The 26,563-nt window shown below is 62.5% G+C and carries 24 protein-coding genes; 20 read left to right on the top strand and 4 right to left on the bottom strand.

Annotation, left to right across the window (positions count from 1 at the left end; translation table 11 throughout):
• Nucleotides 1-39 precede the first annotated feature (39 nt).
• Complete coding sequence (locus NKJ23_RS10235; protein ID WP_352680223.1) at nucleotides 40-1,557, top strand: DegQ family serine endoprotease; 1,518 nt, start codon at nucleotides 40-42, stop codon at nucleotides 1,555-1,557.
• 46 nt (nucleotides 1,558-1,603) lie between these two features.
• Here the strand turns inward: NKJ23_RS10235 and NKJ23_RS10230 are convergent, their stop codons facing one another.
• Together NKJ23_RS10230 and serB are read right to left on the bottom strand one after the other, a co-directional pair.
• On the bottom strand, nucleotides 1,604-2,176 hold the full coding sequence (locus NKJ23_RS10230; protein ID WP_352680222.1) for a GNAT family N-acetyltransferase: 573 nt from the start codon (nucleotides 2,174-2,176) through the stop codon (nucleotides 1,604-1,606).
• Nucleotides 2,173-3,060, bottom strand: a complete 888-nt coding sequence (gene serB, locus NKJ23_RS10225) for a phosphoserine phosphatase SerB (RefSeq protein ID WP_352450067.1) — start codon at nucleotides 3,058-3,060, stop codon at nucleotides 2,173-2,175. The genes NKJ23_RS10230 and serB overlap by 4 nt, the downstream gene beginning before the upstream one ends.
• On the opposite strand from serB, the gene miaA reads away from it, so the two are divergent.
• The 3 genes from miaA to NKJ23_RS10210 all read left to right on the top strand — a co-directional run bounded on the left by miaA (nucleotide 3,050) and on the right by NKJ23_RS10210 (nucleotide 5,439).
• Nucleotides 3,050-4,018, top strand: a complete 969-nt coding sequence (gene miaA / locus NKJ23_RS10220) for a tRNA (adenosine(37)-N6)-dimethylallyltransferase MiaA (RefSeq protein WP_023676689.1) — start codon at nucleotides 3,050-3,052, stop codon at nucleotides 4,016-4,018. The genes serB and miaA overlap by 11 nt on opposite strands.
• 104 nt (nucleotides 4,019-4,122) lie before the next feature.
• Nucleotides 4,123-4,917 carry a GGDEF domain-containing protein gene (locus tag NKJ23_RS10215; protein ID WP_023676688.1) on the top strand — a complete coding sequence of 265 codons (795 nt, stop codon included), beginning with the start codon at nucleotides 4,123-4,125 and terminating at the stop codon, nucleotides 4,915-4,917.
• A gap of 135 nt (nucleotides 4,918-5,052) precedes the next feature.
• The gene (locus NKJ23_RS10210; RefSeq protein WP_023676687.1) at nucleotides 5,053-5,439 is read left to right on the top strand and encodes an ester cyclase; all 387 of its coding nucleotides are present in this window, start codon (nucleotides 5,053-5,055) and stop codon (nucleotides 5,437-5,439) included.
• Nucleotides 5,440-5,475: 36 nt separating this feature from the next.
• Here the strand turns inward: NKJ23_RS10210 and NKJ23_RS10205 are convergent, their stop codons facing one another.
• Nucleotides 5,476-7,302 carry an ATP-binding protein gene (locus NKJ23_RS10205; RefSeq protein ID WP_352450066.1) on the bottom strand — a complete coding sequence of 609 codons (1,827 nt, stop codon included), beginning with the start codon at nucleotides 7,300-7,302 and terminating at the stop codon, nucleotides 5,476-5,478.
• A 150-nt stretch (nucleotides 7,303-7,452) separates the two neighbouring features.
• Here NKJ23_RS10205 and NKJ23_RS10200 point away from each other — a divergent pair, with 150 nt between their 5' ends.
• The 13 genes from NKJ23_RS10200 to NKJ23_RS10140 all read left to right on the top strand — a co-directional run bounded on the left by NKJ23_RS10200 (nucleotide 7,453) and on the right by NKJ23_RS10140 (nucleotide 21,177).
• Nucleotides 7,453-8,019 carry a helix-turn-helix domain-containing protein gene (locus NKJ23_RS10200; protein WP_352680221.1) on the top strand — a complete coding sequence of 189 codons (567 nt, stop codon included), beginning with the start codon at nucleotides 7,453-7,455 and terminating at the stop codon, nucleotides 8,017-8,019.
• A gap of 1 nt (nucleotide 8,020) precedes the next feature.
• A complete protein-coding gene (locus NKJ23_RS10195; protein WP_352680220.1) occupies nucleotides 8,021-8,332 on the top strand; it encodes a hypothetical protein in 312 nt (103 codons plus the stop codon).
• A 21-nt stretch (nucleotides 8,333-8,353) separates the two neighbouring features.
• Nucleotides 8,354-8,881 (top strand): GNAT family N-acetyltransferase, encoded by a 528-nt coding sequence (locus tag NKJ23_RS10190; protein ID WP_352680219.1) that lies wholly within the window; start codon nucleotides 8,354-8,356, stop codon nucleotides 8,879-8,881.
• 219 nt (nucleotides 8,882-9,100) lie between these two features.
• On the top strand, nucleotides 9,101-10,261 hold the full coding sequence (locus NKJ23_RS10185; RefSeq protein ID WP_352680218.1) for a PcfJ domain-containing protein: 1,161 nt from the start codon (nucleotides 9,101-9,103) through the stop codon (nucleotides 10,259-10,261).
• A 352-nt stretch (nucleotides 10,262-10,613) separates the two neighbouring features.
• A complete protein-coding gene (locus tag NKJ23_RS10180; RefSeq protein ID WP_352564512.1) occupies nucleotides 10,614-12,365 on the top strand; it encodes an acetolactate synthase 3 large subunit in 1,752 nt (583 codons plus the stop codon).
• Between the two features lie 66 nt (nucleotides 12,366-12,431).
• The gene (gene ilvN / locus NKJ23_RS10175) at nucleotides 12,432-13,004 is read left to right on the top strand and encodes an acetolactate synthase small subunit (RefSeq protein WP_023676680.1); all 573 of its coding nucleotides are present in this window, start codon (nucleotides 12,432-12,434) and stop codon (nucleotides 13,002-13,004) included.
• Nucleotides 13,005-13,064: 60 nt separating this feature from the next.
• Nucleotides 13,065-13,661 (top strand): LysE family translocator, encoded by a 597-nt coding sequence (locus NKJ23_RS10170; RefSeq protein ID WP_352680217.1) that lies wholly within the window; start codon nucleotides 13,065-13,067, stop codon nucleotides 13,659-13,661.
• Between the two features lie 168 nt (nucleotides 13,662-13,829).
• Nucleotides 13,830-15,077: an efflux RND transporter periplasmic adaptor subunit gene (locus NKJ23_RS10165; protein WP_352680216.1), complete on the top strand. Its 1,248-nt coding sequence runs from the start codon at nucleotides 13,830-13,832 to the stop codon at nucleotides 15,075-15,077.
• Entirely contained in the window at nucleotides 15,074-18,232 is a 3,159-nt protein-coding gene (locus NKJ23_RS10160) for an efflux RND transporter permease subunit (protein WP_352680215.1), read from the top strand. Before NKJ23_RS10165 ends, NKJ23_RS10160 begins: the two co-directional genes overlap by 4 nt.
• A 56-nt stretch (nucleotides 18,233-18,288) precedes the next feature.
• Complete coding sequence (nthA, locus tag NKJ23_RS10155) at nucleotides 18,289-18,894, top strand: nitrile hydratase subunit alpha (RefSeq protein ID WP_352680214.1); 606 nt, start codon at nucleotides 18,289-18,291, stop codon at nucleotides 18,892-18,894.
• Nucleotides 18,891-19,550 carry a nitrile hydratase subunit beta gene (nthB, locus tag NKJ23_RS10150; protein ID WP_352680213.1) on the top strand — a complete coding sequence of 220 codons (660 nt, stop codon included), beginning with the start codon at nucleotides 18,891-18,893 and terminating at the stop codon, nucleotides 19,548-19,550. Before nthA ends, nthB begins: the two co-directional genes overlap by 4 nt.
• A gap of 19 nt (nucleotides 19,551-19,569) precedes the next feature.
• Nucleotides 19,570-19,902, top strand: a complete 333-nt coding sequence (locus tag NKJ23_RS10145; protein WP_156937343.1) for a nitrile hydratase accessory protein — start codon at nucleotides 19,570-19,572, stop codon at nucleotides 19,900-19,902.
• A 147-nt stretch (nucleotides 19,903-20,049) separates the two neighbouring features.
• On the top strand, nucleotides 20,050-21,177 hold the full coding sequence (locus NKJ23_RS10140) for an ATP-dependent DNA helicase (RefSeq protein WP_023720791.1): 1,128 nt from the start codon (nucleotides 20,050-20,052) through the stop codon (nucleotides 21,175-21,177).
• 19 nt (nucleotides 21,178-21,196) lie between these two features.
• Here the strand turns inward: NKJ23_RS10140 and NKJ23_RS10135 are convergent, their stop codons facing one another.
• Nucleotides 21,197-21,601: a SpoIIAA family protein gene (locus NKJ23_RS10135; protein ID WP_352450052.1), complete on the bottom strand. Its 405-nt coding sequence runs from the start codon at nucleotides 21,599-21,601 to the stop codon at nucleotides 21,197-21,199.
• A 112-nt stretch (nucleotides 21,602-21,713) separates the two neighbouring features.
• Here NKJ23_RS10135 and NKJ23_RS10130 point away from each other — a divergent pair, with 112 nt between their 5' ends.
• The 3 genes from NKJ23_RS10130 to NKJ23_RS10120 all read left to right on the top strand — a co-directional run bounded on the left by NKJ23_RS10130 (nucleotide 21,714) and on the right by NKJ23_RS10120 (nucleotide 26,543).
• Nucleotides 21,714-22,454, top strand: coding sequence for a pyridoxine 5'-phosphate synthase (locus NKJ23_RS10130; RefSeq protein WP_352680212.1), 741 nt, complete (start codon nucleotides 21,714-21,716; stop codon nucleotides 22,452-22,454).
• 97 nt (nucleotides 22,455-22,551) lie between these two features.
• Nucleotides 22,552-24,465 (top strand): potassium transporter Kup, encoded by a 1,914-nt coding sequence (locus NKJ23_RS10125; protein ID WP_352680211.1) that lies wholly within the window; start codon nucleotides 22,552-22,554, stop codon nucleotides 24,463-24,465.
• Between the two features lie 158 nt (nucleotides 24,466-24,623).
• Complete coding sequence (locus NKJ23_RS10120) at nucleotides 24,624-26,543, top strand: potassium transporter Kup (protein WP_352680210.1); 1,920 nt, start codon at nucleotides 24,624-24,626, stop codon at nucleotides 26,541-26,543.
• Nucleotides 26,544-26,563 lie beyond the last annotated feature (20 nt).

Here is a 26,563-nt window from a genome sequence, read left to right as displayed (position 1 = left end):
GCCGAAGCGGTTTTTTTCAGAACACCCGGAGGCCTTTCGATGACATCCACCACCCTTCTGCTCGCAGCGAGGCGGACGTTCATCGCCGGGGCCGCTGCGCTTCTGGTCGGCGCCGTTGCCGTTCCGTCGTTCGTGGCGCCGACGATGGCAGCCGACGGGCCGCCCTCGGTTGCCGATCTCGCCGCCGGCCTGCTTGGCGCCGTGGTCAACATCTCGACGTCGCAGACTGTCAAAGGCACTGAGGGGCCGGGCGCAGTGCCGATGCCGCAGCTGCCGGAGGGCTCGCCCTTCCAGGACTTCTTCGACGATTTCTTCAAGAACCGTGGCGGCGACAAGGGCGGCGGCGGGCAAAAGGTGCAGTCGCTGGGCTCCGGCTTTGTGGTCGACGCCGAGCAGGGCATCGTGGTGACCAACAACCACGTCATTGCCGATGCCGACGACATCGAGGTGAATTTCTCCGATGGGGTGACGCTCAAGGCGACGCTGGTCGGCACCGACACCAAGACCGACGTCGCGGTGCTGAAGGTCGATCCGAAAGGGCACAAGCTGACGGCGGTGAAGTTCGGCGATTCCAACACGATGCGTGTCGGCGACTGGGTGATGGCGATCGGCAATCCGTTCGGTCTCGGCGGCACGGTGACGGTCGGCATCGTCTCGGCACGCAATCGCGACATCAATTCCGGCCCGTATGACGACTTCATCCAGACCGATGCCGCGATCAACCGCGGCAATTCCGGTGGACCGCTGTTCAACAGCAGCGGCGAGGTCATCGGCATCAACACGGCAATCATCTCGCCATCGGGCGGCTCGATCGGCATCGGCTTCTCGATCCCGTCGCAGCTTGCCTCGGGCGTCGTCGACCAGCTTCGCCAGTTCGGCGAGACGCGGCGCGGCTGGCTCGGCGTGCGCATCCAGCCGGTGACCGACGACATTGCCGAAAGCCTGGGCATGGCGACCGCCAAGGGCGCGCTGGTCGCCGGCGTCATCAAGGGCGGGCCGGTCGACAACGGCACAATCCAGGCCGGCGACGTCATCATCAAATTCGACGGCAAGGACATCCACGAAATGCGCGACCTGCCGCGCGTCGTGGCGGAGAGCCCGGTCGGCAAGGCGGTCGACGTGATCATCGTGCGCAAAGGAGTCGAGCAGACCGTCAAGGTGACGCTCGGCCGGCTCGAGGACGGCGAAAAGCTTGCCAGCGGCGGTGAAAACGGCAACACCGACCAGGACGATGCCGACAAGGCGCCTGCGGTTTCGACGGCTGCCGTGCTCGGCATGACGATCGGCGAGCTCAATGAGGAGACGCGCACGAAATTCGGCATTGCCACCGATGTCTCCGGCGTCGTCGTGACGGACGTCGCCAAGGATTCGGCGGCAGCCGAACGCGGCATCCAGCCGGGCGAGGTGATCACCGAGATCGCGCAGGAATCGGTCGCCACGCCCAAGGACGTCATGGACCGGATCGGCGCGCTGAAGGAGCAGGGGCGCAAGAACGCGCTTTTGATGCTGGCGTCGAAGACCGGCGAGCTGCGGTTCGTGACGATCCGGATGGATTGAGTCCGGAAGAGCCTGCAACACTCTGATGTTAAAAGGAAAAGGGCGGCTAGCGGGCCGCTCTTTTTCTTGCCTGCCAGTCTGTGCGTGACAGCCTGTAGAAGACATGTCGTCTGAGTGCGCTGTGGCTGTCCGGAACACCGGGATGGTCGAAGTCGGAGGCGGGGTCGGCGATCATGCCCAGGCGCTCCATGACGGCAGTGGACCGGCTGTTATCCTTGACTGCGAAGGACACGATTTCGTCGAGGCCAAGTCTTTCAAAGCCATAGGTCAGCCAGGCTTCGGCTGCTTCGGTGACATAGCCACGGCCCCAGAATTCGGGTGCCAGCCGCCAGCCGATCTCGATCGTGCCGGGCGGCAGGAATGGCAAATGATCGGTTCGGGTTATGCCGACGAAGCCGATGCATTCACCTGTGGCTGCGATCTCAGCGGCCGCGAAGCCGAAGCCGTCGCGATCGATAGCCGCGCGCAACTCCTCCATCTTGGCGTCCGACTGGGCACGGTCGCGCCGAAACGGAAAGAATTCCATGACGCGCTCGTCGGAATTGATGCGATGGAAGAGCTCGCGGTCACGATCTCCCCAGTTGCGCAGGATCAGGCGCTCGGTGCGGATCGGCGTCATTCGACAAATTCCTCCCGGCGATAACCCTGCAGATAAAGCAAGGCGGTGAGGTCGCCGTGGTCGATGCGGATCTTTGCCTCGGCTGCCACGGCCGGCTTGGCATGCAAGGCGACGCCGATGCCGGCAAGACGGATCATGTCGAGATCGTTGGCGCCGTCGCCGACGGCAATGGCATCGGCAGGCGTCAGGCCGAGGCGGGCGGAAATCTCGATAAGGGCTTCGGCCTTGGCGGCGCGGCCGAGGATCGGTTCGGCGACCAAGCCGGTGAAGCGGCGATCCTGCTCGATCAGGCGGTTGGCGCGATTTTCGTGAAAGCCGAGCAATGCTGCGATGCGGGTGGTGAAGATGTCGAAACCACCGGAGATCAGCGCCGTCCAGGCGCCATTGGCCGCCATTGTCTGGACGAGCGTGCGGCCGCCGGAGGCTAGCGTCAGGCGATTGTCGATGATGCGGTCGATGATTGCGGCATCGAGACCCTTGAGCAGCGCCACACGCTCGCGCAAGGCCGGCTCGAATGCGATCTCGCCGTTCATGGATAGCGCCGTGATGGCGGCGACCCGATCCTTGACGCCGATCTCGTCGGCAAGCTCGTCGATGCATTCCTGGTCGATCATCGTCGAATCCATGTCGGCGATCAGGATCTTCTTGCGCCTGTTCTCAGCCGGCTGGACGGCCACGTCGATCGGTTCGGAAGCAAGCGCGGCCTGCAGGCGCGCCGTTATTTCGGAAGCGTCGGCGGTCTCCGGCAAGTCGAGTTCGCAGGCGATGCCTTCGGCCAGCCAGCGAACAGCGCTTGCGCCGACCGACCGCGAGGCCATATTCGCTAGCGTCGGCGTCAATGCGCGGCCGGCGGGATGGGATAGAAGCGTGGCGATCAGCGGCATCGAAAATTCCAGCGGACAGGCGGGCGAAGGCCGCGTGAAGAACGCGATCCTGATAGCCGGGCCGACCGCCAGCGGCAAGTCGGCGCTCGCACTCGACCTCGCCGAGCGCAATGGCGGTGTCATCGTCAACACCGATTCCATGCAAGGCTATTCGGTGCTCGACGTGCTGACGGCGCGGCCTGGTCCTGCCGAACTCGCCCGCGTCCCCCACTTTCTTTATGGACACGTCGATCCGTCCACCGCCTATTCCACCGGCGCCTGGTTGCGTGATGTCACGAAGCTGATCGACGACGGCACGCTCTCGGAGCGGCCAGTGATTTTCGTCGGCGGTACCGGGCTTTATTTCCGGGCGCTCACGGAAGGTATCTCGGAGATGCCCGACATTCCGAAGTCGATCCGCGATCGCTGGCGCTACGAGCTCCAGGAACAGGGCGCAGTGAGATTGCACCGCATCCTGCTGCGCGAGGATTCTGCGGCCGGCATGATGCTGAAGCCGACGGATGGCCAGCGCATCGTGCGGGCGCTGGAGGTGCTCGACGCGTCGGGGCGTTCCATCCTGGACTGGCAGGCCGCGCGTGGCCGGCCGTTGATCGACAGGAGCAGCGCGCGCTTTTTCGTCATCGAGCCGGAGCGAGCGGCGCTGGTGGAGCGGATCGATGCTCGCTTCGACCGCATGCTGGACAAGGGGGCACTGGACGAGGTGAAACAGCTTTCAGCGCTCGGCCTCGATCCCGACCTGCCGGCGATGAAAGCAATCGGTGTTCGCGAGCTTCAGGCCGCGCTGGCCGGCGCCTTCAGTTTTCCCGAGGCCATCGAGCGCGCGAAAATCGCGACGCGGCAATATGCCAAACGGCAGGCGACCTGGTTCAGGCACCAATTGGGCCCGGAATGGCAGAGATTGCGTCCTGGTGAGGGGATCGACTCGATGCACTCACTCCCTCATTCGAGCGCAACCTGAAAAGTCGACACCGAGGGGACATTTCGCGTTGAAGTTGTCCAGGTTAACTGTCCGTAAGTTCCCGCATGCCATAAGATCGTTACGAACTTTCCAACGGGGAGCAGATGCGTTTCCACAAGGCGGAATCAGCCTTTTTCGTCTTTATTTTTGTGATCCTGGCCGCCGGCCTGGTGACGCTTTACGCCTATGGGCTCCTGCAAACCCTGGCCGCCGACATTAGCAATACGCCTTCGGAACTCGATGAAATCGTCTATCTCAACAAGCTGCTGTTTGCGACGGGCGTGCTGCTGGCGACTGCGCTGTTCTTCGGCATTTTCTTCATCTACCCGCTGATCCGAAAGCAGGCGACGGAAGAAGGCAAGCTGCGCGCCATGACCGTTTCGCTCAGCGCGCGTTCGGAGACGCTAGAGCATGCGGCGCTCACCGACAGCCTCACCGGCATGCAGAACCGGCGTTATTTCGACGATGCGCTGAAGGAATATCTCGAAGAGTTCCGTCGCATCGAGAAACCAGTAGGGCTGATGATCCTCGACCTCGACCATTTCAAGCAGGTCAACGACAGCCACGGCCACGATGTCGGCGACGAGGTGTTGCGGGCGGTCGCCAACTGTCTCAAGGACATGACACGCTATCACGACGTGGTGGCGCGCCTGGGCGGCGAGGAGTTCGCGGTGGTCACGCCCAATATGGACGCCGAGCTGCTATCCAAATTCGCGGAGCGCATCCGCAAGGCGATCGCCAACATGTCGGTGCTGACGGGCAATGTCCGACTGAAAATCACCACCAGCGTCGGGCTTGCCGTCTGGGATCGCAAGGAAACCGCCGAGGAGTTCTATCGCCGCGCCGATCGCCAGCTCTATGAGGCGAAGAGGCAAGGGCGCAACCGCGTCTGTGCCTGAAATTCCGTCATTGAATTCCTGATGCCGGCCGTCTGGTATCGTTTTCTGCGTTTCCGGTGCACGCAGACCGACGTCACCCAGTCAAGCTGAGATGCTGCTGCCTTTGCGGGGCTTGCCGGAAATAGAGGTGTTGCCGTGACTAAATCCGATCTCTCCGGTCTTTACCGAGGCTATATTGCATGCCTGAACAAGCAGGATTGGCCAAATCTGGGGCGGTTTGTTCATGATGAAGTGACCCACAACGGTCGCAAGCTCGGATTGTCCGGCTATCTCGAAATGTTGGTGAGAGACTTCGACGAAATTCCGGACCTTTACTTCGACATTCAGCTATTGGTTGCCGATCCGCCTTATGTAGCGAGCCGGCTAAGCTTCGACTGCGCGCCAAGGGGAACGTTCCTTGGGCTCGATGTAAGCGGGAAGAGAATTTCGTTTGCCGAGAACGTATTTTATGAGTTTCAGAGAGGGAAAATTCGCCAGGTGTGGTCAGTTATAGACAAGACAGCCATCGAAACTCAGCTTTGATATCTGCGAGCGCTGCCTAAAAGTCGCTCGGCTCAATCATTCTGGGGGACGCAGGCCGAAGGTCGCCGGCTTGAGGCCGTAGCGCAAGTCGAAATCGTCGTTTCGCTGGGTGCGTGCGGCCGACGGCTTGCGATAGTCCGAATCGCCGGCCTGCCGGCCCGAATCGACGACTTCCGCGAAAGGCATTGCCTGTCGTGATTTCGGCACGTTGCGCAGCCGTTCGACGATCGCCACGAGGTCGACCTCGTCGCCGGTTTCGGACGGCAAGGCGTCCTCGCGCTTGGCCGTGCCGGGGATCAAATCCTCGGAGAGCTTTTCAAACTTCATCCGCATCGTCGTCGCCACGCCTTCCCCGAAGGCGATGGCCTCGCGCTGGCCCATGGAAGACAGGAACGCCAGCGTCGAAGCCGAGGAATCGGCAATCGCCGACCGGATGATCGCCTGGTCCTGATCGTTGGCGAGCCGCATAGCAAAGAACGTCGAGCACTGCGACAGGATGGTCGGGTCGAGTTCGCCCGGGCGCTGGGTGACGACGCCGAGATAGCAGCCATATTTGCGGCCTTCCTTGGCGATGCGCGACAGCGCGTGCCGCGTCGGCGCGAAACCGAGGCGCGGATCGGCCGGCATATAGCGATGCGCTTCCTCGCACAGGAAGAGCAGGCGCAGGCGGCCTTCGCTCCACAACGCCAGGTCGAAGGCCAGCCGCGCCAGCACCGAGCATACGGAATTGACCACCTCGGACGGCATGCCGGCCATTTCGAAGCAGGTCACAGGGCGGCCGTGATGTGGCACGCGGAAGATGTTGCCGATCGTCTCGTGGATGGTGTCCTCGATCAGGCGCGAGTTGAACATGAAACGGTAGCGCGGATCGGATGCCGCCGATTCGATACGTGTCTTCAGTGACCTGAGGGTCGGGCGATCGTTCTTGCTTTCCAGCAATCCCATGCGTTCGTCGACCAGCTTGATGAGGTCGGCAATGCGATAGGGCACCGGCGCGTCGGCGGTCAGCGCATCGGTGCTGCGCCGTAGATAGTTGCCGGAGTTGGGATTGCGGTAGAGATTCTTGGCCGCGGGAATGAGATCGCGCAAGGCGTCGACCTCTTCCGGAACCGTCTCGCGGCCGCGAAACAGCACCTCAGCAAATTCCTCTAGCTTGAACATCCAGAAGGGCAGGTCGAGCGTCGTCGAATCGACCCTGACGCAATATTCGGCCAACGACGCGGCGAACTCGTTGTGTGGATCGAGGATGAGCACGCGCAGGTCGGGCCGGGCGGCGATCGACTTGCGCAAGAGCAGCGACACGGCGGTCGATTTGCCAACCCCGGTGGTGCCGACAATGGCGAAATGGCGCGCCAGCGTATCGTCGATGGCGATATTGGCGTCGATGGCCTCGTCCTGCGACAGCGTGCCGATGGTGATCGAATGACGACCGGCGAGATCGTAGACGGCCTGCAGGTCGCGGCTGCGGATACGATGGGCAATGGCGCCGATATGCGGATAGGTCGTGATGCCACGGTCGAAGATCGGCTTCGCGCCGGGTTCGGCACCGTCGCGCACCTCGCCGATCAATTCGATGCTGACCTCGATCGGATTCTGGCCCTCGCTGCTCCAGGCACGATCCGACTTGGCGATTTCATAGACCAGGCCGACGGTTCGCGATGTACCGAGATTGATCGAGATCATCTTGCCGACGCTCCACAGGCCGGTGACCGTGCCTTCGATATCGTCGGCATAGGCGCTGATGGTGGCGCGCGCGCCGTCGCATTGCACGACATTGCCCAGAATGCGCTTGTCGTTCTGCTCCGCCCTGCGGCGCTCCAGCAAAGTCGGTTCCCCAATGGAGGCTTCGCGTTCAACGAGCATGGACACGCCGATCCCTTTTTCCAAGCGATGAGCCTAGGCGAACGGGGTTAAGGTGGGATGAGGCCGGATGGTTTAGCGGACATTAAGGAGTTTGCGAAAACTGGATGAAACGGCCGTTGCTCCGTAGAAAAATTTCGATATATTGGATTAATGGATGATATAGCGAACGACATCTCCTCGACCATCGGCAGAAGAATACATGCCGAAAGAGTGGCTCGAGGGTGGTCCCTGGCAGCGCTGGCGGAGCGGTCCGATGTTTCGAAAGCCATGCTGAGCACGGTAGAACGCGGCATGACCAGCCCGACGGCGGCACTCCTTGTGCGCATTGCGGCCGCCTTCGGCATGACGCTGTCCACATTGATCGCAAGGGCGGAATTGCAGGGCGGTGGCCTGCTTCGCGAACGTGACCAGCCGCTCTGGCGCGATCCGGCTACGGGTTATGTGCGGCGGCATCTTTCGCCGGTCTCCGACATACCCCTCGAACTGATCCGGATCCAGTTGCCGGCCGGCGCCAAGGTAAGTTTCCCGGCGGCGTCCTATGCCTTCATCAGGCAACAGATATGGCTGATCTCCGGGCGGCTGGAATTCACCGAGGGGGACATCGTTCACCGGCTCGAACCCGGCGACTGCCTGGCGCTCGGCGCGCCATCCGATTGCGTCTTTCACGCTCCGGGGCCGGACGCTGCCGACTATCTGGTTGCGTTGGCCAGGGGCTGAGGTGAAGGCGCGCCGTCCGAAACGCTCCGACAATGGCGGTCCGCCGCTCGACGACTATGACGGTCCGCCCTGGGGCAAGGGTGAGCCCTATGTGTTTCTTGCCTGGCGGACCGCCCATGCCCAGGCATGGAAAGTGCCGAGCCGCGAGATCATGCTGATGCGGCTGGACAAGGCCGAGCGGCTGGGCCTGACCTATGAGGAATACACGCTCGAACTGCTGGAACGCGGGCGACATCTGCAAGAGGAAGACGCCGATCGCATCGCGGAAATCCGGCGGGCCAGGAAGCGGAAGCGGACCAGTCATTTCGATTGACGGACGGCGCAGGGGAACCACATGAGTTCGATCGAAATCAGACCACTCACCAGGACTGACGGAACGCAAAAAATGCTGGCGGATCTGCTGATCGGGACAGTCGCTGCCGGCGGCTCGGTCAGCTTCATGCATCCGCTGGCGCCGGAGATGGCCGCGGCCTTCTGGAACAGGTCGCTTCATGCGGCCGCCAGAGGCGAAAGGGCGGTGCTTGGGGCCTGGAACGGCGAGGCTCTGGTCGGCACCGTCACCTTGCTGCTCGACTGCCCTCCCAACCAGCCGCACCGGGCCGAGATCGCCAAACTGATGACCCGCCTCGATTATCGCGGCAAGGGCATCGCAACCCGCCTGATGGAGGCGGCGGAAGCCGTTGCCTTGGAGAAAGGCCGCACGCTGTTGGTCCTCGACACGGCAAAAGAGGAGGGGGCTTCCGGCCTCTATGAAAAGCTCGGCTTCACGCTGGCCGGCGAAATACCGGATTATGCGCTGAAGCCGCATGGCGGGCTGACGGGCACCCTCATCTACTGGAAACGCGTCGGCCGGACACGGTGATGGCGACAACGATGCACCTTTGCAACACCCGTCAGACCGTCGCGGGCATGGAAAGAATGGCTCTTGCGTCAAATTGGCGGCGAGCTTAGAGAAGCCGCCCATTCTGATCCGTCGTCCTGAAAGGAGACCTGTCAATGACCCGGCGATCCAGATCGACACATTCCGTGCCGACGCTGGAATTGCGTGCGGCTGACAGGGTTCCAATCAGGAAGAACGGCCATGGCAAAGTCCATGATCCAGCGCAGGCAGGATGCCGAGCGCGAACGCATTGAAGCATATGCCGTAACGCTGCGGCGGGTTTTTCCCGTCCCGCGTCCCGCTCCGGATTTCGAGCGGGCGCTCGACGAGGCACGTCGGGGCTTTGCCGGCATGGCGATCCGCGACGGCGCGCTGTGGCGTCCAAAGCTGAAGACGCGCGACCCCGCGCGGCTGCGGCTGGCCGCGGCGCGTCATCTCTATGCGCGCTACCCGGTTACAGCCGCGCTCGAGGGGATCTGGCTGGACAGCTCGGGGTTGAATGCTGGCGAGATTGCGCTTCGCAAGGCTTGGTATATCGCAGTGGCGCGTGGTGACTCGCTCTACAAGGCGGGCGCCTGTGCGTGGCTGTCTCGCAAGGAGGTGCATTGCTTCCTGAACTTGCCCGGCGATTTCACGTTCGACGAGGCATTTTGGGTGGCGATCGCCCGGTCCTATACGGATGATTCCGGGTTGGCGGCCCGACTTGCCAAGTCGAAAATTGCGCGCACGCCACGTAACGATCTGGCCTTCTGGCGCGAGGTGACACGGTTCTTCTGCGGGCAACCCGCGTCAAAGGAGGAAATCGACGATCTATGCGACTATATCGGCGCCGTGCACCAGCGCGATGCGGCGTACAGCCTGAAGGGTCGCACGCTCGCCTCGCTGCGTCGGCAGATGCTGGAATGGCATCGAGACATTGCCGCGATCGAACGCATCGAGGCAATGCGCCGCCGCGCTGCCGGGCGGGCCACGCGTACTGCCGGGACGCAGTCGCAGGGTCGCGCCTGGGACGGCTCGCGCCTCGACGACTGGGACTGGCAGCCGTCGACCAAAGAGGCAAGGGCGCATGGCGAGCGTTTCTTCATCCGTCAGTTGAAGACAGCCGAGGATCTGGTCGCCGAGAGCCGGGCGATGCATCATTGCGTCTCGATATACGCGGCCAAATGCATCGCCGGCAATGCCTCGATCTGGGTGCTGCGGCGCTCGGCGCTCGGCAAGATCGAGCGGTTGCTGACGATCGAACTCGACCCGCAAAACCGTGCGGTGCAGGTGCGCGGTTTCGGCAATCGTCTCGCCTCGCTCGAGGAGCGCAAGATCATCGAGCGCTGGGCCAAGGCGAGGGGTGTGGTGCTCTGCGCCTGAAACGGAACACCCGCGCGGCGGAAAGGCGGCGCGGGTGCACAATGGGCGGATGTGCCGACGTCAGGCCAAGTGCACATTCGCCGTTGACAGCGGCGTCAAACCAATTCTATTGTCCGCCACCATGAAAAAGGCACTCATTCTCGTAGGAAAGCGCGTGGGCAAGGCGGTGTAACCGCCGGGCGATGACCTCCCATGCGCAAGACACAGGCTCCCTCGGGGGCCTTTTTTATTGCCCGAAATACGACTAAACGACCAGCAATCGCCAGATGGCGAACAGTACGGGACCAGACCGATGAGCAGTGGACAGAATGAGCGGCGCGAAATGCCAAGAACTGAAATGCCAAGGAGCGAAATGACGGGCGCCGAAATGGTGGTGCAGGCGCTGAAGGACAATGGCGTCAAGCATGTTTTCGGCTATCCGGGCGGCGCGGTTCTGCCAATCTACGATGAAATCTTCCAGCAGGACGAGGTCGAGCACATCCTCGTCCGCCACGAGCAGGGCGCGGGCCACGCGGCGGAAGGCTATGCGCGCTCGACCGGCAAGGCCGGCGTCATGCTGGTGACCTCGGGGCCGGGCGCCACCAATGCGGTGACGCCATTGCAGGACGCGCTGATGGACTCGATCCCGCTGGTCTGCCTGACCGGCCAGGTGCCGACTTCGCTGATCGGCTCGGATGCGTTCCAGGAATGCGACACGGTCGGCATCACGCGGCCCTGCACCAAGCACAACTGGCTGGTGAAGGACGTCAACGAGCTCGCGGCAACGATCCACGAGGCCTTCCATGTGGCAACGACAGGGCGCCCCGGTCCGGTCGTCGTCGACATTCCGAAGGACGTTCAGTTCGCCAGGGGTATCTATGTCCCGCCGCAGACGGCGCCGCGCACCAGCTACCAACCGAAGGTCCAGGGCGATCTGGAAAAGATCAAGGCGGCGGTCGAGCTGATGGCCGGCGCCAGGAAGCCGATCATCTATTCGGGCGGCGGCGTCATCAATTCCGGCCCGGAGGCGAGCCATCTGCTGCGCGAGCTGGTCGACCTCACCGGCTTTCCCATCACCTCGACGCTGATGGGCCTCGGCGCCTATCCGGCGTCGGGCAAGAACTGGATGGGCATGCTCGGCATGCACGGCACGTATGAAGCGAACATGGCGATGCACGATTGCGACGTCATGCTCTGCATCGGCGCGCGCTTCGACGACCGCATCACCGGGCGGCTCACCGCGTTTTCGCCGAATTCGAAGAAGATCCACATCGACATCGACCCGTCGTCGATCAACAAGAACGTCCACACCGACGTGCCGATCATCGGCGATGTCGGGCGTGTGCTGGAGGATCTGGTGCGGCTGTGGCGGGCAACCGCCAAGGCCGACAAGAAAGCGCTTCACCCGTGGTGGGAGCAGATTGCCAAATGGCGCGCGCGCGATTCGCTCGCCTACAAGATGAACCACGAGGTGATCATGCCGCAATATGCCGTCCAGCGGCTCTATGCGCTGACCAAGGACCTCGACACCTACATCACCACCGAGGTCGGCCAGCATCAGATGTGGGCGGCACAGCACTATCATTTCGAGAAGCCGAACCGCTGGATGACCTCTGGCGGACTGGGCACGATGGGCTACGGCCTGCCGGCCGCGCTCGGCGTGCAGATCGCGCACCCGGATGCGCTGGTCATCGATATCGCCGGCGACGCTTCGGTGCAGATGACGATGCAGGAGATGAGCGCCGCGGTGCAGCACGAGGCGCCGATCAAGATCTTCATCCTCAACAACCAATATATGGGCATGGTGCGGCAGTGGCAGCAGCTGCTGCACGGCAACCGGCTGTCGCACTCCTACACCGAGGCGATGCCGGATTTCGTCAAGCTCGCCGAAGCCTATGGCGGCCACGGCATTCGCTGCGACAAGCCGGACGAGCTCGACGACGCCATCAAGGAGATGATAGCGGTCAAGAAGCCCGTCCTGTTCGACTGCCGCGTGGCGACGCTCGCCAACTGCTTCCCGATGATCCCGTCCGGCAAGGCGCATAATGAGATGCTGTTGCCGGACGAGGCGACGGACGAAGCTGTGGCCAACGCTATCGACGCCAAGGGCAGGGAACTGGTGTAGTCTGGTTCAAGGAAGCTGTGCGAAAACAGCAGATTAGCGCAAAAGTTTGAAATCGAGATTCATGTCATGAACGCACAGTTGCAACCGACCGGCTCCGCCTATTTCATCGCCAAGGAGACGGAAAAACCAGAGAACCACACGCTTTCGGTCCTGGTCGACAACGAGCCGGGCGTGCTTGCGCGGGTCATCGGCCTGTTTTCCGGACGTGGCTACAACATCGAGAGCCTGACGGTCTCGGAAACCGAGCACGAAAAGCACCTGTCGCGCATCACCATCGTGACGCGCGGCACGCCGCACGTGCTGGAGCAGATCAAGCACCAGCTCGAGCGCATCGTGCCGGTGCACCGCGTCGTCGATCTCACCGTGCGGTCGCAGGAATTCGGACAGGAGCGGCCACTGGAGCGGGAACTCGCGCTGGTCAAGGTCGCCGGCACCGGCGAAGCCCGCGTCGAGGCGCTCCGGCTCGCCGATGCATTCCGCGCCAGCGTCATCGATGCCAACACCGAGCATTTCATCTTCGAGATCACAGGCAAGGGCTCCAAGCTCGATCAGTTCATCGCCATCATGAAACCGCTCGGGCTGGTCGAGATCTGCCGTACCGGAGTGGCGGCGATGAACCGTGGCCCGCAAGGGATGTAGTCATCCAGCTTGGCTCTATCTCGTCGCTTTGCCACCGATCGCATTGATTAGGGGAACGGCATGACATTCGACGCATTCTTCGCCCTGCTGGTTTATGCCTTCGTGACCTCGATCACGCCGGGTCCGAACAATTTCATGCTTTTGGCCTCGGGCGTGAATTTCGGCTTGGTCAAAACCGTGCCACACATGCTCGGCATCGGCTTCGGCTTCCTCGTGCTGTTGCTTGCCGTAGGCTTCGGGCTTGGCGCCGTGTTGACGGCCTTTCCGGTGCTGCACACCGGGTTGAAGATCGCTGGCGGCCTCTACCTGCTTTATCTCGCCTGGAAGATCGCCATGTCGCGCTCGCTCGGCGGCGAAGGCGAGGCGAAGGGCCAGCCGATGCGCTTCATCGAGGCTGCGGCTTTCCAGTGGGTCAATCCCAAGGCCTGGGTGATGGCGACTACAGCCCTGGCCGTCTATACCAATCCGGAACGCCCGTTTGTGTCGGTGGTGCTGATCGGAGCCGCTTTCGCCGTCGTCATGCTGCCGAGCATTTCGACCTGGGCCGGTTTCGGCATGGCGCTGCGCGGCTTTCTGGCGGATGCGGTGCGGCTCAAATGGTTCAACATCGCCATGGGTGCGATGCTTGCGGCGACGCTGTGGCCGATGCTGCGTTAGCTGCCGTTCTATTGTGCACTGCACATTAAATCTTCGTAATGACGGGTTTTGGCCCTTTTTCGCCGTCGGCATCCTCTATTATCTGGCAAAAGCGCGGCAAGAGGCTGCGAGTTGAGCTAGACTACGGCCACCGGATAGCGGCGTGTCGGATCGAGAGGTCTTTTGTCGATGCGCGGAAAGATCGTATTAGCGGTGATCGCTGCAGCCTGCGTTGCCGCGGCGTGGCTCTATCTTTCGCCCAGCGCAATGAGCGGTCTTCAGCAGATGCTGTCGGCGAATCAGACGGCGACGGCGGACAAGCCCGCTGCAGCGGCAAATGCCGCGCGTACGACTTCGGTGGTTGCCGCCACCGCTACGACGGCCGATTTCCCGGTCCGGCGCTATGCCATCGGCTTTGTGTCCTCTCCTGCCGTGGTCAGCATCAACGCGCGGATATCGAGTCAGATCGTCGCAATCGCGGTCAAGGACGGACAGATGGTGAAGGCCGGCGACCTTCTGTTCTCGCTGGACGATCGCTCGTTGAAGGCACAACTGGCACGCGATCAGGCGACGCTCGCGAAAGACCAGGCGCTGCTTGCCAGCGCCACGGCCGATCTTCAGCGCGCCAAAAATCTCGTCGCCAGGCAGGCCGGAACACAGCAGACCTACGATCAGGCCGTCGCGGCGCAGAAATCCGCCGCGGCCACCGTCGACGCTGACAAGGCAACGATCGATGCGGACCAAATCCAGCTTGGCTTCGCCACGATCAGGGCGCCGATCTCCGGCAGGCTTGGCGCAGTCAGCGTCGCCGTCGGCGATCTCGTCACCACCAGCAACGGCAGCAGCACGTCGACTCCACTGGTGACGATCACGCAGGTCGACCCGCTGCAGGTGAACTTCAATCTCCCCGAAAGCGATCTTGCCTTGCTGCACAAGGCGCTGGCAGCACCGCAGCAAGGTGCGGTGACGCTGACCAAGGACGGCGACCCGAAGCCGATCGGCAAGGGAACGCTGGATTTCGTCGATTCGAGCGTAGACACGGCGTCCGGCACGATCGCAACGTGGGCCAGTGTGCCCAACGCCGATCTTTCGCTATGGCCGGGCCAATACGTCAACGTCGTGCTCGATGCCGGCATCATGCCACAAATGACGTCCGTTCCGACGGTCGCCGTCCAGCCCAGCCAGAAGGGCCCGTTCGTCTATGTAATCAAGCCGGACAACACCGTTGAAATGCGGCCCGTGCAGGTCGCGCTGACAGAAGGCACCAACACCGCAATCAGCCAAGGATTGAAAAGCGGCGAGCGTGTCGTCGTCGAGGGTCAGACCAAACTGAAGAACGGCGCGGCGGTGCGCGAAGGCAAGGCTTCGACCGGCACAGGCGATCGGGCGGCTCCGAAGGTTGCCGAGGCTGACCGGACGGGCGGAACACAGCCATGATTTCCGAATTCTGCATCCGCAGGCCCGTCGCCACGCTGCTCATGTCGTTCGCCCTGGTTCTGGGCGGACTATTTGCTTACAAATTCCTGCCGGTCGCGGCGCTGCCAAGCGCCGAATTTCCGGTTGTCAACGTCTCGGCCTCGCTGCCCGGGGCTTCGCCGGAAACCATGGCGACCTCGGTGGCAACGCCTCTGATCAAGCAGTTTGCCACTATCGCTGGCATCGATTCGATCTCGACGACCAACTCGCTCGGCTCGACCTCGATCGCCATTCAGTTCGTACTCAACCGCGACATCGATGCAGCCGCCGCCGACGTGCAGGCAGCGATCGCACGTACGCAACGACAATTGCCGCCGGAGATGACCAGCCCGCCGAGCTACCGCAAGGTCAATCCAGCCGACGCGCCGATCCTGCTGATGTCGCTGGTCAGCGACACCATTCCGCTGACCGATCTCGACGCGTTTGCCGAGAATGTGATTTCGCCGTCGCTGTCGACGATCGATGGCGTTGCGCAGGTTTCGATCTACGGCCAGCAGAAATATGCCGTGCGCGTCCAGATCGATCCGACGGCGCTCGCCGCACGCGGCATCTCGATCGACCAGCTGCAGACGGCCATTGCCTCGGCCAACAGCAACACGCCGCTCGGCGTGCTCAAAAACAACAAACAGCAGTTGACGATCACCGCGAACACGCAGCTGACCGATGCGGCGGGATTCTCCAACATCATCATCGCCACCAAGAACGGCCATCCGGTGCGGCTCGGCGAGGTGACCCGCGTCATCGATTCGGTCGAGACCACGACGACGGCAAGCTGGTACGACGGCACCCGCGCCATCATCATGGCCGTGCAGCGCCAGCCGGATGCCAATACCGTCGACGTCGTCGACCGCGTCAAGGCGATGCTGCCTTCCTTCGACGATCAGATGCCGGCAGCGGCGAGCATCCAGTTGCTAAACGACCGCTCGACATCGATCCGCGAGGCGGTCGATGACGTGCAGTTCACGCTCCTGCTCACCATCGCGCTGGTGGTGATGGTGATCTTCCTGTTCCTGCGCCGGGTGACGGCGACGATCATCCCGGCGGTGGCGGTACCGATTTCGCTCATCGCCACGCTGGGCGTGATGTACCTGTTCGGCTTTTCCATCGACAACGTCTCATTGATGGGGCTGACGCTGGCGGTCGGTCTTGTCGTCGACGATGCAATCGTCATGCTCGAAAACATTTTCCGCCACATGGAGGAGGACGGGCTCTCTGCCCTCGAGGCGTCGCTCAAGGGCGCGCGCGAGATCGGCTTCACCATCATATCGATCTCGATCTCGCTGGTCGCCGTGTTCATTCCGGTGCTTTTGATGGGCGGCGTGATCGGGCGCATCTTCAACGAATTCGCAGTGGTGGTGACGGTCGCCATCCTGGCGTCGATGTTCGTCTCGCTGACGCTGACGCCGATGCTGTGCTCGCGGCTGTTGTCGTTATCGAAAGCCGAGCAGAAAGCAGCGCACGGCGGGGACCATAGACAAAACGTCTTCATGCGGGGCTATGACAGGCTGCTGACATTCTGCCTGTGCCACAATTTTCTTGTCTTCCTTGTCTTCCTGGTGACCGCCGGGCTGTCGGTGTGGCTGATCCAGATCTCGCCGAAGGGCTTCTTTCCGCAGGAGGATATCGGCCAGGTCTCGGTGACGACCATCGCGCGCCAGGACATTTCGTTTGACGCGATGGTGAAGCTGCAGGGGCAAGTGGCGGATGTCTTCACCCATTCGCCCTACGTCGCGCATGTCGGCTGGTCGGCGGGCAGTGGAAACAATGCGCTCAACCAGGGCCAGCTGTTTGTGCAGCTGAAAGACAAGGATCAGCGACCGAACATCGACAAGGTGCTTTCGGATCTACGGCGCCAGCTTGCCAATGTGCCCGGCATCGAAACCTACATGCAACCGGTGCAGAACCTGCGGCTCGGCGCGCGTTCTTCGGCGAGTGCCTACCAGCTTGCCGTGCAGGGCCTCGATACCGGCCTGACGAACGTCTGGGCGCAAAGGCTGACGGACGCGATGGCCGCCGATCATGCCGCCTTCACCGACGTCACCAATGACCTGCAGAACAACGCGCTACAGGCGACGCTGGTGATCGACCGCGACAAGGCGGCGAACCTCGGCGTCGATACCGACACGCTGCGCTCCAGTCTCTATGGCGGTTTCGGCACCCAACAGGTGTCGACCATCTTCGGCTCGGCCGATAGCTACGACGTGATCATGGAGCTCGACCCGAAGATCGAGTGGTCGCCCGAGCGGATGCTCGCCATCAAGGTGAGAACGGCGAGCGGCAGCCTGGTGCCGCTCGGTGCGTTCGCCCGCGTCGATCGGACCGCCGGTGCTTTGACCGTCAACCAGCTCGGCCAGCTTCCGGCAGTGACCATCTCCTACAATCTGCCGCAAGGCGTGGCCCTCGGCGACAGCGTGAGCCACATCAACGCGCTGAAGGACAAGATCGGCATGCCGCCGACGATCTCGACCGCCTTCTCGGGCACGGCCAAGACGTTCCAGGATTCGCTTTCCAACCAGGGGCTGCTGATCGGCGGCGCGATCCTGACCATCTATATCGTTCTCGGCATGCTCTATGAGAGCTTCATCCACCCGCTCACCATCCTGACCGGGCTTCCGTCGGCGGTGCTCGGCGCGCTGGTGGCACTGCGGCTGGCGGGGATGGATCTGTCGGTGATCGCGGTGATCGGCATCCTGATGCTGATCGGCATCGTCAAGAAGAACGGCATCATGATGATCGACGTGGCGCTGGAACTCAGGCGCGAGGGGATGTCGCCTGTCGAATCCATCCACAAGGCCTGCCTGATGCGCTTCCGGCCGATCATGATGACCACGCTTGCGGCGCTGATGGGCACCATCCCGATCGCGCTCGGCACCGGCGCCAGCGCGGAATTGCGCCAGCCTCTCGGCGTGGCGGTGGTCGGCGGTCTTGTCGCCTCGCAGGCGCTGACGCTGTTCGTCACGCCCGTCATTTACGTCTACATGGAGCATTTTTCCGGCTGGCTGGTCGGGCTGTGGGCACGGCGCCGGGGCGAGCCGAGCCCGGTCGAAGCGGTCGACCAGCCGTCACTGTTCGACGAGGAGGAAGAACCGGTGCCGCAGAAGGCGGCAGCGGAATAGCGCTGGCCCAAGCCGTGGTGCTTGCGGCCCGGGGGCCGCGATCGTAATTTGACGTCATGCCGCATAATCACGACCACGACAACGAGCTTGATCCTTTTGCGGCGCGGGTGCGCGCGCTGGAGACGATTCTCACCCGCAAAGGCCTGATCGATCCGGCGGCGATCGATGTTATCGTCGACACCTACCAGACCAAGATCGGGCCGCGCAACGGCGCAAAGGTGGTGGCGAAGGCCTGGGTTGATCCCGGGTTTGCCGCATGGCTGAAGCGTGATGCGACGGCGGCCATCGAATCGCTCGGCTACACCGGCCGGCAAGGTGAGCACATGCAGGCGGTGTTCAATACGGCCGACACGCACAACCTCGTCGTCTGCACGCTATGCTCCTGCTATCCGTGGTCGGTTCTCGGCCTGCCGCCGGTCTGGTACAAGGCGCCGCCTTACCGTTCGCGCGCAGTGATCGATCCGCGCGGCGTGCTCGAGGAATTCGGTCTGACCTTGCCGGCGAGGACGACAATCCGGGTGTGGGATTCGACCGCCGAGCTGCGCTATCTGGTGGTGCCGATGCGCCCCCGGGGTAGGGAGGGCTGGGATGAGGCACGGCTCGCCGATCTGGTGACGCGCGATGCCATGATCGGCACCGCGTTGGCGCGGGAGCCGGCATGAACGGGCCGCAGGATCTCGGCGGCCAGATGGGTTTCGGGCCGGTCGCGCCCGAACCGGACGAACCCTATTTCCATGCCGATTGGGAAAGGCGGGCGCTGGGCGTGACGTTGTGCGCCGGCGCCATGGGCGCCTGGACCATCGACGAGAGTCGGCACGCGCGGGAATCGCTGCATCCAGCGGATTATTATGCCTCCAGCTACTACCAGATATGGATCAAGGCGCTGGAGGTGCTGCTCAAACGCCATGGTTTCGTCAGCGACCGCGACCTGGCTACGGGCGACGCAGTCGACCCGGCAGCGACACCCAAACGGGTGCTGAAGGCTAAGGACGTTCCGGCGGTGCTGGCCAAGGGCGGGCACTGCGACCGGCCTGTCGCCGTGCCTGCGCGGTTCAAGGCGGGCGACCCCGTGCGAACCAGGAACTTTCATCCGACCGGCCACACCAGACTGCCGCGCTATGCACGCGGCAAGCGAGGTGTCGTCGAGGCTGTGCGCGACGGCTTTGTCTTTCCCGACACCAATGCGCACGGCCAGGGCGAAAACCCGCAATGGGTCTATACGGTGGCCTTCACCGGCGGCGAAATCTGGGGCGAGGGCGCCGATCCGACACTCGTCGTGTCGATCGATGCCTGGGAGAGCTACCTTGAGCCGGCGTGAGACGGGCTCAGTCGCCGCCATGCTGCCCGCCGGTGTCGAGGCGCCTGTGTTTGCCGAGCCGTGGCAAGCAGAGGCCTTTGCCATGACGGTAGCACTGCACGACAACGGGCTGTTTTCGTGGAGCGAATGGGCGGATGCTTTGTCCGCAGAGGTGAAGCGGCCGGGCGCCGCGCGCGACGGTCACGATTACTACGAGCACTGGCTGGCAGCGCTGGAAAAGCTGCTTTTGGCCAAGGGCGTTGCCGGAAAGCGCGACGTCGATGCGCTCGCCGCTGCCTGGGAACGCGCCGCGCATGCAACGCCGCATGGCAAGCCGATCCAGCTGGAGAACGATCCACAGCGGGCCGGGTAAGCTGCGGTCGCCTGGCCTTGTTCTCTTTACGTTCCTGTTCGTCACTGATAGCCTGACCCTGTCGCAGCGGCGTGATTGCCGGCGATGAAAATTGATGGTGACGGCAGTCACCTTGTCTTTCCCTCGCGAATCCGGTCTGTCGCGCTGATGGAATTCTCCCCTCAACAGGACGAAGCGCTGAAGGCGGTGGCCGGCTGGCTGAAAGCCGGCAAGCCGCAGCTGTTCCGGCTGTTCGGCTATGCCGGCACCGGTAAGACGACGCTGGCGCGCTATTTCGCCGAGCATGTCGACGGCCAGGTGCAGTTCGCCGCCTTTACCGGCAAGGCGGCGCAGGTGCTGCGTTCCAAAGGCGCGGTCAATGCCCGCACCATCCATTCGCTGATCTACCGGCCGAAAGGCGAGGAATCGGTAGCGGACGAGGTGACCGGCAAGACCTCGATGTCGCCGACCTTTTCGCTTAATCGGCAAAGCCCGATCTCGCGCGCCAAGCTCGTCGTCATCGACGAATGCTCAATGGTCGACGAGCAGCTTGGCCGCGATCTGATGAGCTTCGGCACGCCGATCCTGGTGCTCGGCGATCCCGGCCAGTTGCCGCCGATCTCCGGCGGCGGCTTCTTCACCGACCACGAGCCGGACATTCTGCTCACAGAAATCCACCGCCAGGCGCGCGACAACCCGATCATCAGGCTGGCGCTCGACGTGCGCGAGGGCCGCGAGTTCATGCGCGGCGACTATGGCGCGGCGCAGGTGATCGGCAAGGAAGACGTCACCCAGGAATTGGTGCTGAAAGCGGACCAGGTGCTGGTCGGCACCAACCGCACGCGCCGCCGTTATAACCAGCGGCTGCGCGAGCTGAAGGGGTTCAACGCCGATTATCCGCAAGCCGGCGACAAGCTGGTCTGTCTGCGCAACGATCCGGCCAAGGGGCTGCTCAACGGCTCGCTGTGGAAGGTGATGACCTCGTCGCGCGAGACGGTCAAGCCCGGCATCAATCTGCTGGTCTCACCAGAGGAAGATGACCCGGATCGCGGCGTCGCCAAGATCAAGCTGCTCAAAGCGGCATTCGAAGATCCCGACGCCGACATTCCCTGGCAGCAGAAGAAGCGCTTCGACGATTTCGATTACGGCTACGCGCTGACCGTGCACAAGGCGCAAGGGTCGCAATGGAACGAGATCGTGCTTTTCGACGAAAGCTGGGCATTCAAGGAAACTCGCCAGCGTTGGCTCTACACCGCGATCACGCGCGCGGCCGAACGGTTGACGATCGTCCGATAGGGCTGTCAGGTCCGTCGTATCAGCGCTGGGCGATCGGTCTGGCGTCAAGCCATTCCCAGGCGGCGGCTTCGTCCTTGGCCTCGAAATGCCGGAGTTCGATAGGCAAAGAGGCAGGCAAAAAGGCTCTTGCCTCCGGTATCCAGTTCGGCTCACCGATCGCCGCGCAGCGGCCGATATGCTCCACGGCATGAGCTATGCCCTGTTCGATCGTCTCGTCCGATACGTCGGCCCAGTCGACACCCTCATGGTCGATCAGGCGCACCAGCACGTCGATCTTCGGATGCAGCGCATAGGCCGCCTCCAGCAATCCGAACAGGTTTTCGGCGTCAGCCGCTGCGACATGGCCGACGACATCGATGGCGAAAAGATCTTCGCGATCGGTGTCGATGCGGCGAACCGCCGGCACGGCCTCGAGAAAATTCAACAGGGAACTCCTTGCGCTCGATTTTCTTCGCACACCTTGGAACACCTGAAACCCTCTGTCTGTTCCCGTTAAAGGCGGTATAGATGCGCAAGATCAGCCTGGAGCCGTGCAAATGCCTGCAAAGCTTTCCGTCAACCTTAATGCCATCGCCATGCTGCGCAACCGACGCGACCTGCCGTGGCCAAGCGTGACCGGGCTTGGACGCATCGCGCTTGCTGCCGGCGCGCATGGGCTGACGGTGCACCCGCGACCCGACGAGCGGCACACCAGGCATTCCGATCTGCCTGAGATCAGGGCGCTGATCGACGACGAGTTCCCGAATGCGGAATTCAACATCGAGGGCTATCCGACCGAGGAGTTCCTGGCGCTTGTGGAAAAGCATCAGCCCGAGCAGGTGACGCTGGTGCCCGACGACCCGGCGCAGGCGACTTCCGACCATGGCTGGAACTTCGCCGCCGAGGCTGCGTTCCTGACACCGGTTGTCAAGCGCCTGAAGAAGGGAGGCTTTCGCGTATCGCTGTTTTCCGATCCGGATCCCGCTGGCGTGAAAGCCGCTCGCGACACCGGCGCCGACCGGATCGAACTCTATACGGGTCCATATGGCAGCTATCATTCCGATTCGGCAAAAGCGGCGAAGGAATTGGAGAAATTGGGAAAAACGGCGGATGCCGCACTGGCTGCAGGGCTCCAGGTCAACGCCGGGCACGACCTTGTGGTGAGCAATTTGCCGGCACTGGCCAAGAGTATCCCGGCATTGGCCGAAGTGTCGATCGGACATGGGTTGACAGCCGATGCGTTGGAGTATGGCATGGCCGCAACGGTCAGGCGGTTTCTGAAGGCTTGTGGCTGGTAGAGAGAGGCGAGCCCATAGGCCGTGCGTTCCCGGCACGGCAGCGCGTCCTTTCCATCCCCGCAGCATAGAGCACCGCACGTCTATGGGAGTGTCGTCCATGGCCCTTGCCCACGCTGGTAGCGAGGCAGAACCCATCGAACAATCCAGCCACTCCAAGGCCGAGCAGCACAGCACCAGAGTTTTGATGCTGGGCGCGTTGGGCGTGGTTTACGGCGATATCGGCACGAGCCCAATCTACGCGTTTCGGGAAGCGCTGCACGCATCGTCGGGACCGGTAGCGCGCAACGACGTCCTTGGCGTGCTGTCGCTTATCGTCTGGGCGCTGACGATCATCGTCACGATAAAGTACGTCGCTTTCGTGCTCAGAGCCGACAACAAGGGTGAGGGCGGCACGCTGTCGCTGATGGCGCTTGCGCGCAACGCTTATCCAAAGGGAGCCCGGTTCATTCTGGGGATCGGACTTTGCGGCGCGGCGCTGTTTTTCGGCGACGCCATCATAACGCCGGCCATCTCCGTGCTTTCGGCGGTCGAGGGCCTGGAAGTGGTGACCCCGACGCTGGAAACTTATGTTGTTCCGATCACGCTGATCATCCTGGCAATGCTTTTTGCCGTGCAACGCTTTGGCACCGGCAGGGTGGCGGCGGTGTTCGGACCGGTGACGGCAGCGTGGTTCCTGGCGATCGGCGCCGCCGGGGTCTACCATCTGCTGGACGACCCGTCGGTCCTGCTGGCGATCAATCCCTATTACGCGGTCGCTTATCTGGCCAATACGCCCACCGGCGCCTTCGTCACGGTCGGGGCGGTGTTCCTGGCGGTTACCGGGGCCGAAGCCCTTTATGTCGATCTCGGCCATTTCGGCCGCAGGCCGATCGTGCTGGCGTGGTTCTCCGTGGTGTTCCCTTGTCTGCTCCTCAACTATTTCGGACAAGGCGCGTTCGTTCTGGCCAACGGCGGCAAACCCACCAATCCATTCTTCCAGATGCTGCCGGATTGGGCGCTAATGCCCATGGTTGGGCTGGCCACGGCAGCGACGGTGATCGCCAGTCAGGCGGTGATCTCCGGCGCTTTCTCGCTGACGCGGCAGGCGGTGCAGCTCAATCTGCTGCCACGTATCGAGGTGCAGCATACTTCCGAGATGCAGTCCGGCCAGATCTACATGCCGCGGGTCAATCTGGTGGTCGCGCTGGGCGTGATGTTGCTGGTGGTCGGCTTTGGCAGCTCGAGTTCGCTGGCTTCCGCATATGGCATTTCGGTGACTGGCGAAATGCTGATGACAACCATCCTGCTGTTCGTGGTGATGCGGTTCCGGTGGAAATGGCAGCTTGCACTGGCAGCCGCGCTCACACTGCTGTTCGGCACGATCGATACTGGATTTTTCCTCGCAAACGTCGTCAAGATCCTCGAAGGCGGGTGGGTGTCGATCACGGTCGCCTGCGGCATGGGGCTGATCATGTCCACATGGATACGCGGCACCCGCTATTTGTTCGACAAGACGCGCCGGAACGAGATCCCGCTGGATTTCCTCGCCGGCAATCTGCTGAAGAAGAAGCCGCATCTGGTGTCGGGCACCGCGGTGTTCCTGACCAGCGATCCGCTGAGCGCGCCGACCGCGCTGATGCACAGCCTGAAGCACTACAAGGTGCTGCACGAGCAGAACGTCATCCTATCGGTGGTGACGGCACCGCAGCCGGTTGTGCCCGACAGCGAGCGCGTCAAGATGGAAATGGTCAACGAGCTGTTCATGCGGGTGACGCTGACCTTCGGCTATATGGAGCAGCCCAACATCCCGCGTGCGCTGGCGATCTGCCGCAAACAGGGCTGGAAGTTCGACATCATGACGACGTCCTTCTTCCTGTCGCGGCGCTCTCTCAAGGCCTCGCCCAATTCCGGCATGCCGGTCTGGCAGGACAAGCTGTTCATCGGGCTGGCGCGCACGGCGGCCGATGCAACGGAATATTTCCAGATCCCGACCGGACGGGTGGTCGAGATCGGGACGCAGGTGGCTATTTAAAAACGTGTCCGTTGCGACATTCCAGGTGGTCTGCCGATCGGACTGAGTCTGCCAAGTCGTGGAGGACTCGCAATATCGGGACGGAGCCATTACGTGACGGCACTTGATATTGCAGCGCAGCAAGCGTAGAGCACCGCCCGCTTACCGGAGTGTCGTCCATGGCCCTTACCAATGCTGGTAACGAGGCAGAACCTGTCGAACAATCCAGCCATTCTGAGGTCGAGCAGCACAGCACCAAGGTGCTGATGCTGGGCGCGCTCGGCGTGGTTTACGGCGATATCGGTACCAGCCCGATCTATGCATTTCGCGAGGCGTTACATGCATCGGCCGGCGGCAACGTCGCCAACCGTGGCGACATCCTCGGCGTGTTATCGCTGATCATCTGGTCGCTGACGATCACCGTCACCATCAAATACATCATGTTCGTGCTCCGCGCCGACAATCGAGGCGAGGGCGGGGTGCTGTCGCTGATGGCGCTGGCGCGCAACAGTTTCCCGACGCGCTCGGCGGTGATCCTCGGCATCGGCATCGTCGGCGCGGCGCTTTTTTTCGGCGACGCAGTCATTACGCCGGCGATCTCGGTGCTATCGGCGGTCGAAGGTATGAATGTCGTCACGCCGACATTCCAGCCCTATGTGGTGCCGCTGACACTGGTCATCCTGGCGATCCTGTTTGCGGTACAGCGTTTCGGCACCGGCGGCGTAGGTTTGGTGTTCGGGCCAGTCACGGCGCTGTGGTTCCTGGCCATCGGCCTTTCCGGCATTAACCACATCATCGCCGATCCGGAAATCCTGCTGGCGATCAGCCCGCATTACATCGTGTCGTTCCTGGTCAACTCGCCCGATGTCGCCTTCGTCACGGTTGGTGCGGTCTTCCTCGCCGTCACCGGCGCCGAGGCGCTCTATGCCGACCTCGGCCATTTCGGCCGCAAGCCGATCGTACTCGCCTGGCTGGCAATCGTGTTCCCTTGTCTGTTGCTCAACTATGTCGGGCAAGGCGCCTTCGTGCTGGCAAATGGCGGCGTTGTCGGTCATCCATTCTTCGAGATGAACCAGGGCTGGACGCTTATTCCGATGGTCGTGCTGGCGACGGCGGCGACCGTCATCGCCAGCCAGGCGGTGATCTCCGGCGCTTTTTCGCTGACCAGACAGGCGGTGCAGCTCAATATGCTGCCGCGTTTCGTTATCCAGCATACGTCGGAAAAACAGTCGGGCCAGATCTATCTGCCGCGCATCAACCTGATGCTGGCGCTGGTGGTGATGTTGCTGGTGGTCGGCTTCGGCGAATCCAGCCGCCTGGCCTCGGCCTACGGTATTTCGGTGACCGGCAACATGCTGGTGACGAATGTGCTGCTTTTTGTTGTGATGACGCGCATCTGGAAATGGCCGCTCGGCGTCGCGATCGCCTTGATGGCCGTGTTCGCCTTCGTCGATACCGGCTTCTTTGCCGCCAACATAGTCAAGGTGTTTGAAGGTGGCTGGGCATCGCTTGCCATCGCCGCAGTTATCGTGATGACTATGTGGACTTGGATCCGCGGCAGCCGCTATTTGTTCGACAAGACGCGCCGGAACGAGATCCCGCTCGATTTCCTTGCCGGCAATCTGCTGAAGAAGAAGCCGCATCTGGTGTCGGGCACCGCGGTGTTCCTGACCAGCGATCCGCTGAGCGCGCCGACGGCGCTGATGCACAGCCTCAAGCACTACAAGGTGCTGCACGAGCAGAACGTCATCCTTTCGGTGGTGACGGCACCGCAGCCGGTTGTGCCCGACAGCGAGCGCGTCAAGATGGAAACGGTCAACGAGCTGTTCATGCGGGTGACGCTGACCTTCGGCTACATGGAGCAGCCCAACATCCCGCGTGCGCTGGCGATCTGCCGCAAACAGGGCTGGAAGTTCGACATCATGACGACGTCCTTCTTCCTGTCGCGGCGCTCTCTCAAGGCCTCGCCCAATTCCGGCATGCCGGTCTGGCAGGACAAGCTGTTCATCGGGCTGGCGCGCACGGCGGCCGATGCGACGGAATATTTCCAGATCCCGACCGGACGGGTGGTCGAGATCGGGACGCAGGTGGCTATCTGAACAAATGGCCGTGCCCTTTG

The sequence above is a fragment of the Mesorhizobium sp. M0184 genome, assembly GCF_040322215.1.
Lineage (GTDB): Bacteria > Pseudomonadota > Alphaproteobacteria > Rhizobiales > Rhizobiaceae > Mesorhizobium.
Note: the sequence above shows the minus strand (reverse complement) of the source record. Positions and strands in the feature narration are given on the sequence as shown.

Coding starts and splice junctions, on each gene's coding strand:
- NKJ23_RS10235 (WP_352680223.1), top strand. CDS start 40: ATGACATCCACCACCCTTCTGCTCGCAGCGAGGCGGACGTTCATCGCC.
- NKJ23_RS10230 (WP_352680222.1), bottom strand. CDS start 2,176: ATGACGCCGATCCGCACCGAGCGCCTGATCCTGCGCAACTGGGGAGAT.
- serB (WP_352450067.1), bottom strand. CDS start 3,060: ATGCCGCTGATCGCCACGCTTCTATCCCATCCCGCCGGCCGCGCATTG.
- NKJ23_RS10215 (WP_023676688.1), top strand. CDS start 4,123: ATGCGTTTCCACAAGGCGGAATCAGCCTTTTTCGTCTTTATTTTTGTG.
- NKJ23_RS10205 (WP_352450066.1), bottom strand. CDS start 7,302: ATGCTCGTTGAACGCGAAGCCTCCATTGGGGAACCGACTTTGCTGGAG.
- NKJ23_RS10200 (WP_352680221.1), top strand. CDS start 7,453: ATGGATGATATAGCGAACGACATCTCCTCGACCATCGGCAGAAGAATA.
- NKJ23_RS10190 (WP_352680219.1), top strand. CDS start 8,354: ATGAGTTCGATCGAAATCAGACCACTCACCAGGACTGACGGAACGCAA.
- NKJ23_RS10185 (WP_352680218.1), top strand. CDS start 9,101: ATGGCAAAGTCCATGATCCAGCGCAGGCAGGATGCCGAGCGCGAACGC.
- NKJ23_RS10180 (WP_352564512.1), top strand. CDS start 10,614: ATGACGGGCGCCGAAATGGTGGTGCAGGCGCTGAAGGACAATGGCGTC.
- ilvN (WP_023676680.1), top strand. CDS start 12,432: ATGAACGCACAGTTGCAACCGACCGGCTCCGCCTATTTCATCGCCAAG.
- NKJ23_RS10170 (WP_352680217.1), top strand. CDS start 13,065: ATGACATTCGACGCATTCTTCGCCCTGCTGGTTTATGCCTTCGTGACC.
- NKJ23_RS10165 (WP_352680216.1), top strand. CDS start 13,830: ATGCGCGGAAAGATCGTATTAGCGGTGATCGCTGCAGCCTGCGTTGCC.
- NKJ23_RS10160 (WP_352680215.1), top strand. CDS start 15,074: ATGATTTCCGAATTCTGCATCCGCAGGCCCGTCGCCACGCTGCTCATG.
- nthA (WP_352680214.1), top strand. CDS start 18,289: ATGCCGCATAATCACGACCACGACAACGAGCTTGATCCTTTTGCGGCG.
- nthB (WP_352680213.1), top strand. CDS start 18,891: ATGAACGGGCCGCAGGATCTCGGCGGCCAGATGGGTTTCGGGCCGGTC.
- NKJ23_RS10145 (WP_156937343.1), top strand. CDS start 19,570: ATGCTGCCCGCCGGTGTCGAGGCGCCTGTGTTTGCCGAGCCGTGGCAA.
- NKJ23_RS10140 (WP_023720791.1), top strand. CDS start 20,050: ATGGAATTCTCCCCTCAACAGGACGAAGCGCTGAAGGCGGTGGCCGGC.
- NKJ23_RS10130 (WP_352680212.1), top strand. CDS start 21,714: ATGCCTGCAAAGCTTTCCGTCAACCTTAATGCCATCGCCATGCTGCGC.
- NKJ23_RS10125 (WP_352680211.1), top strand. CDS start 22,552: ATGGCCCTTGCCCACGCTGGTAGCGAGGCAGAACCCATCGAACAATCC.
- NKJ23_RS10120 (WP_352680210.1), top strand. CDS start 24,624: ATGGCCCTTACCAATGCTGGTAACGAGGCAGAACCTGTCGAACAATCC.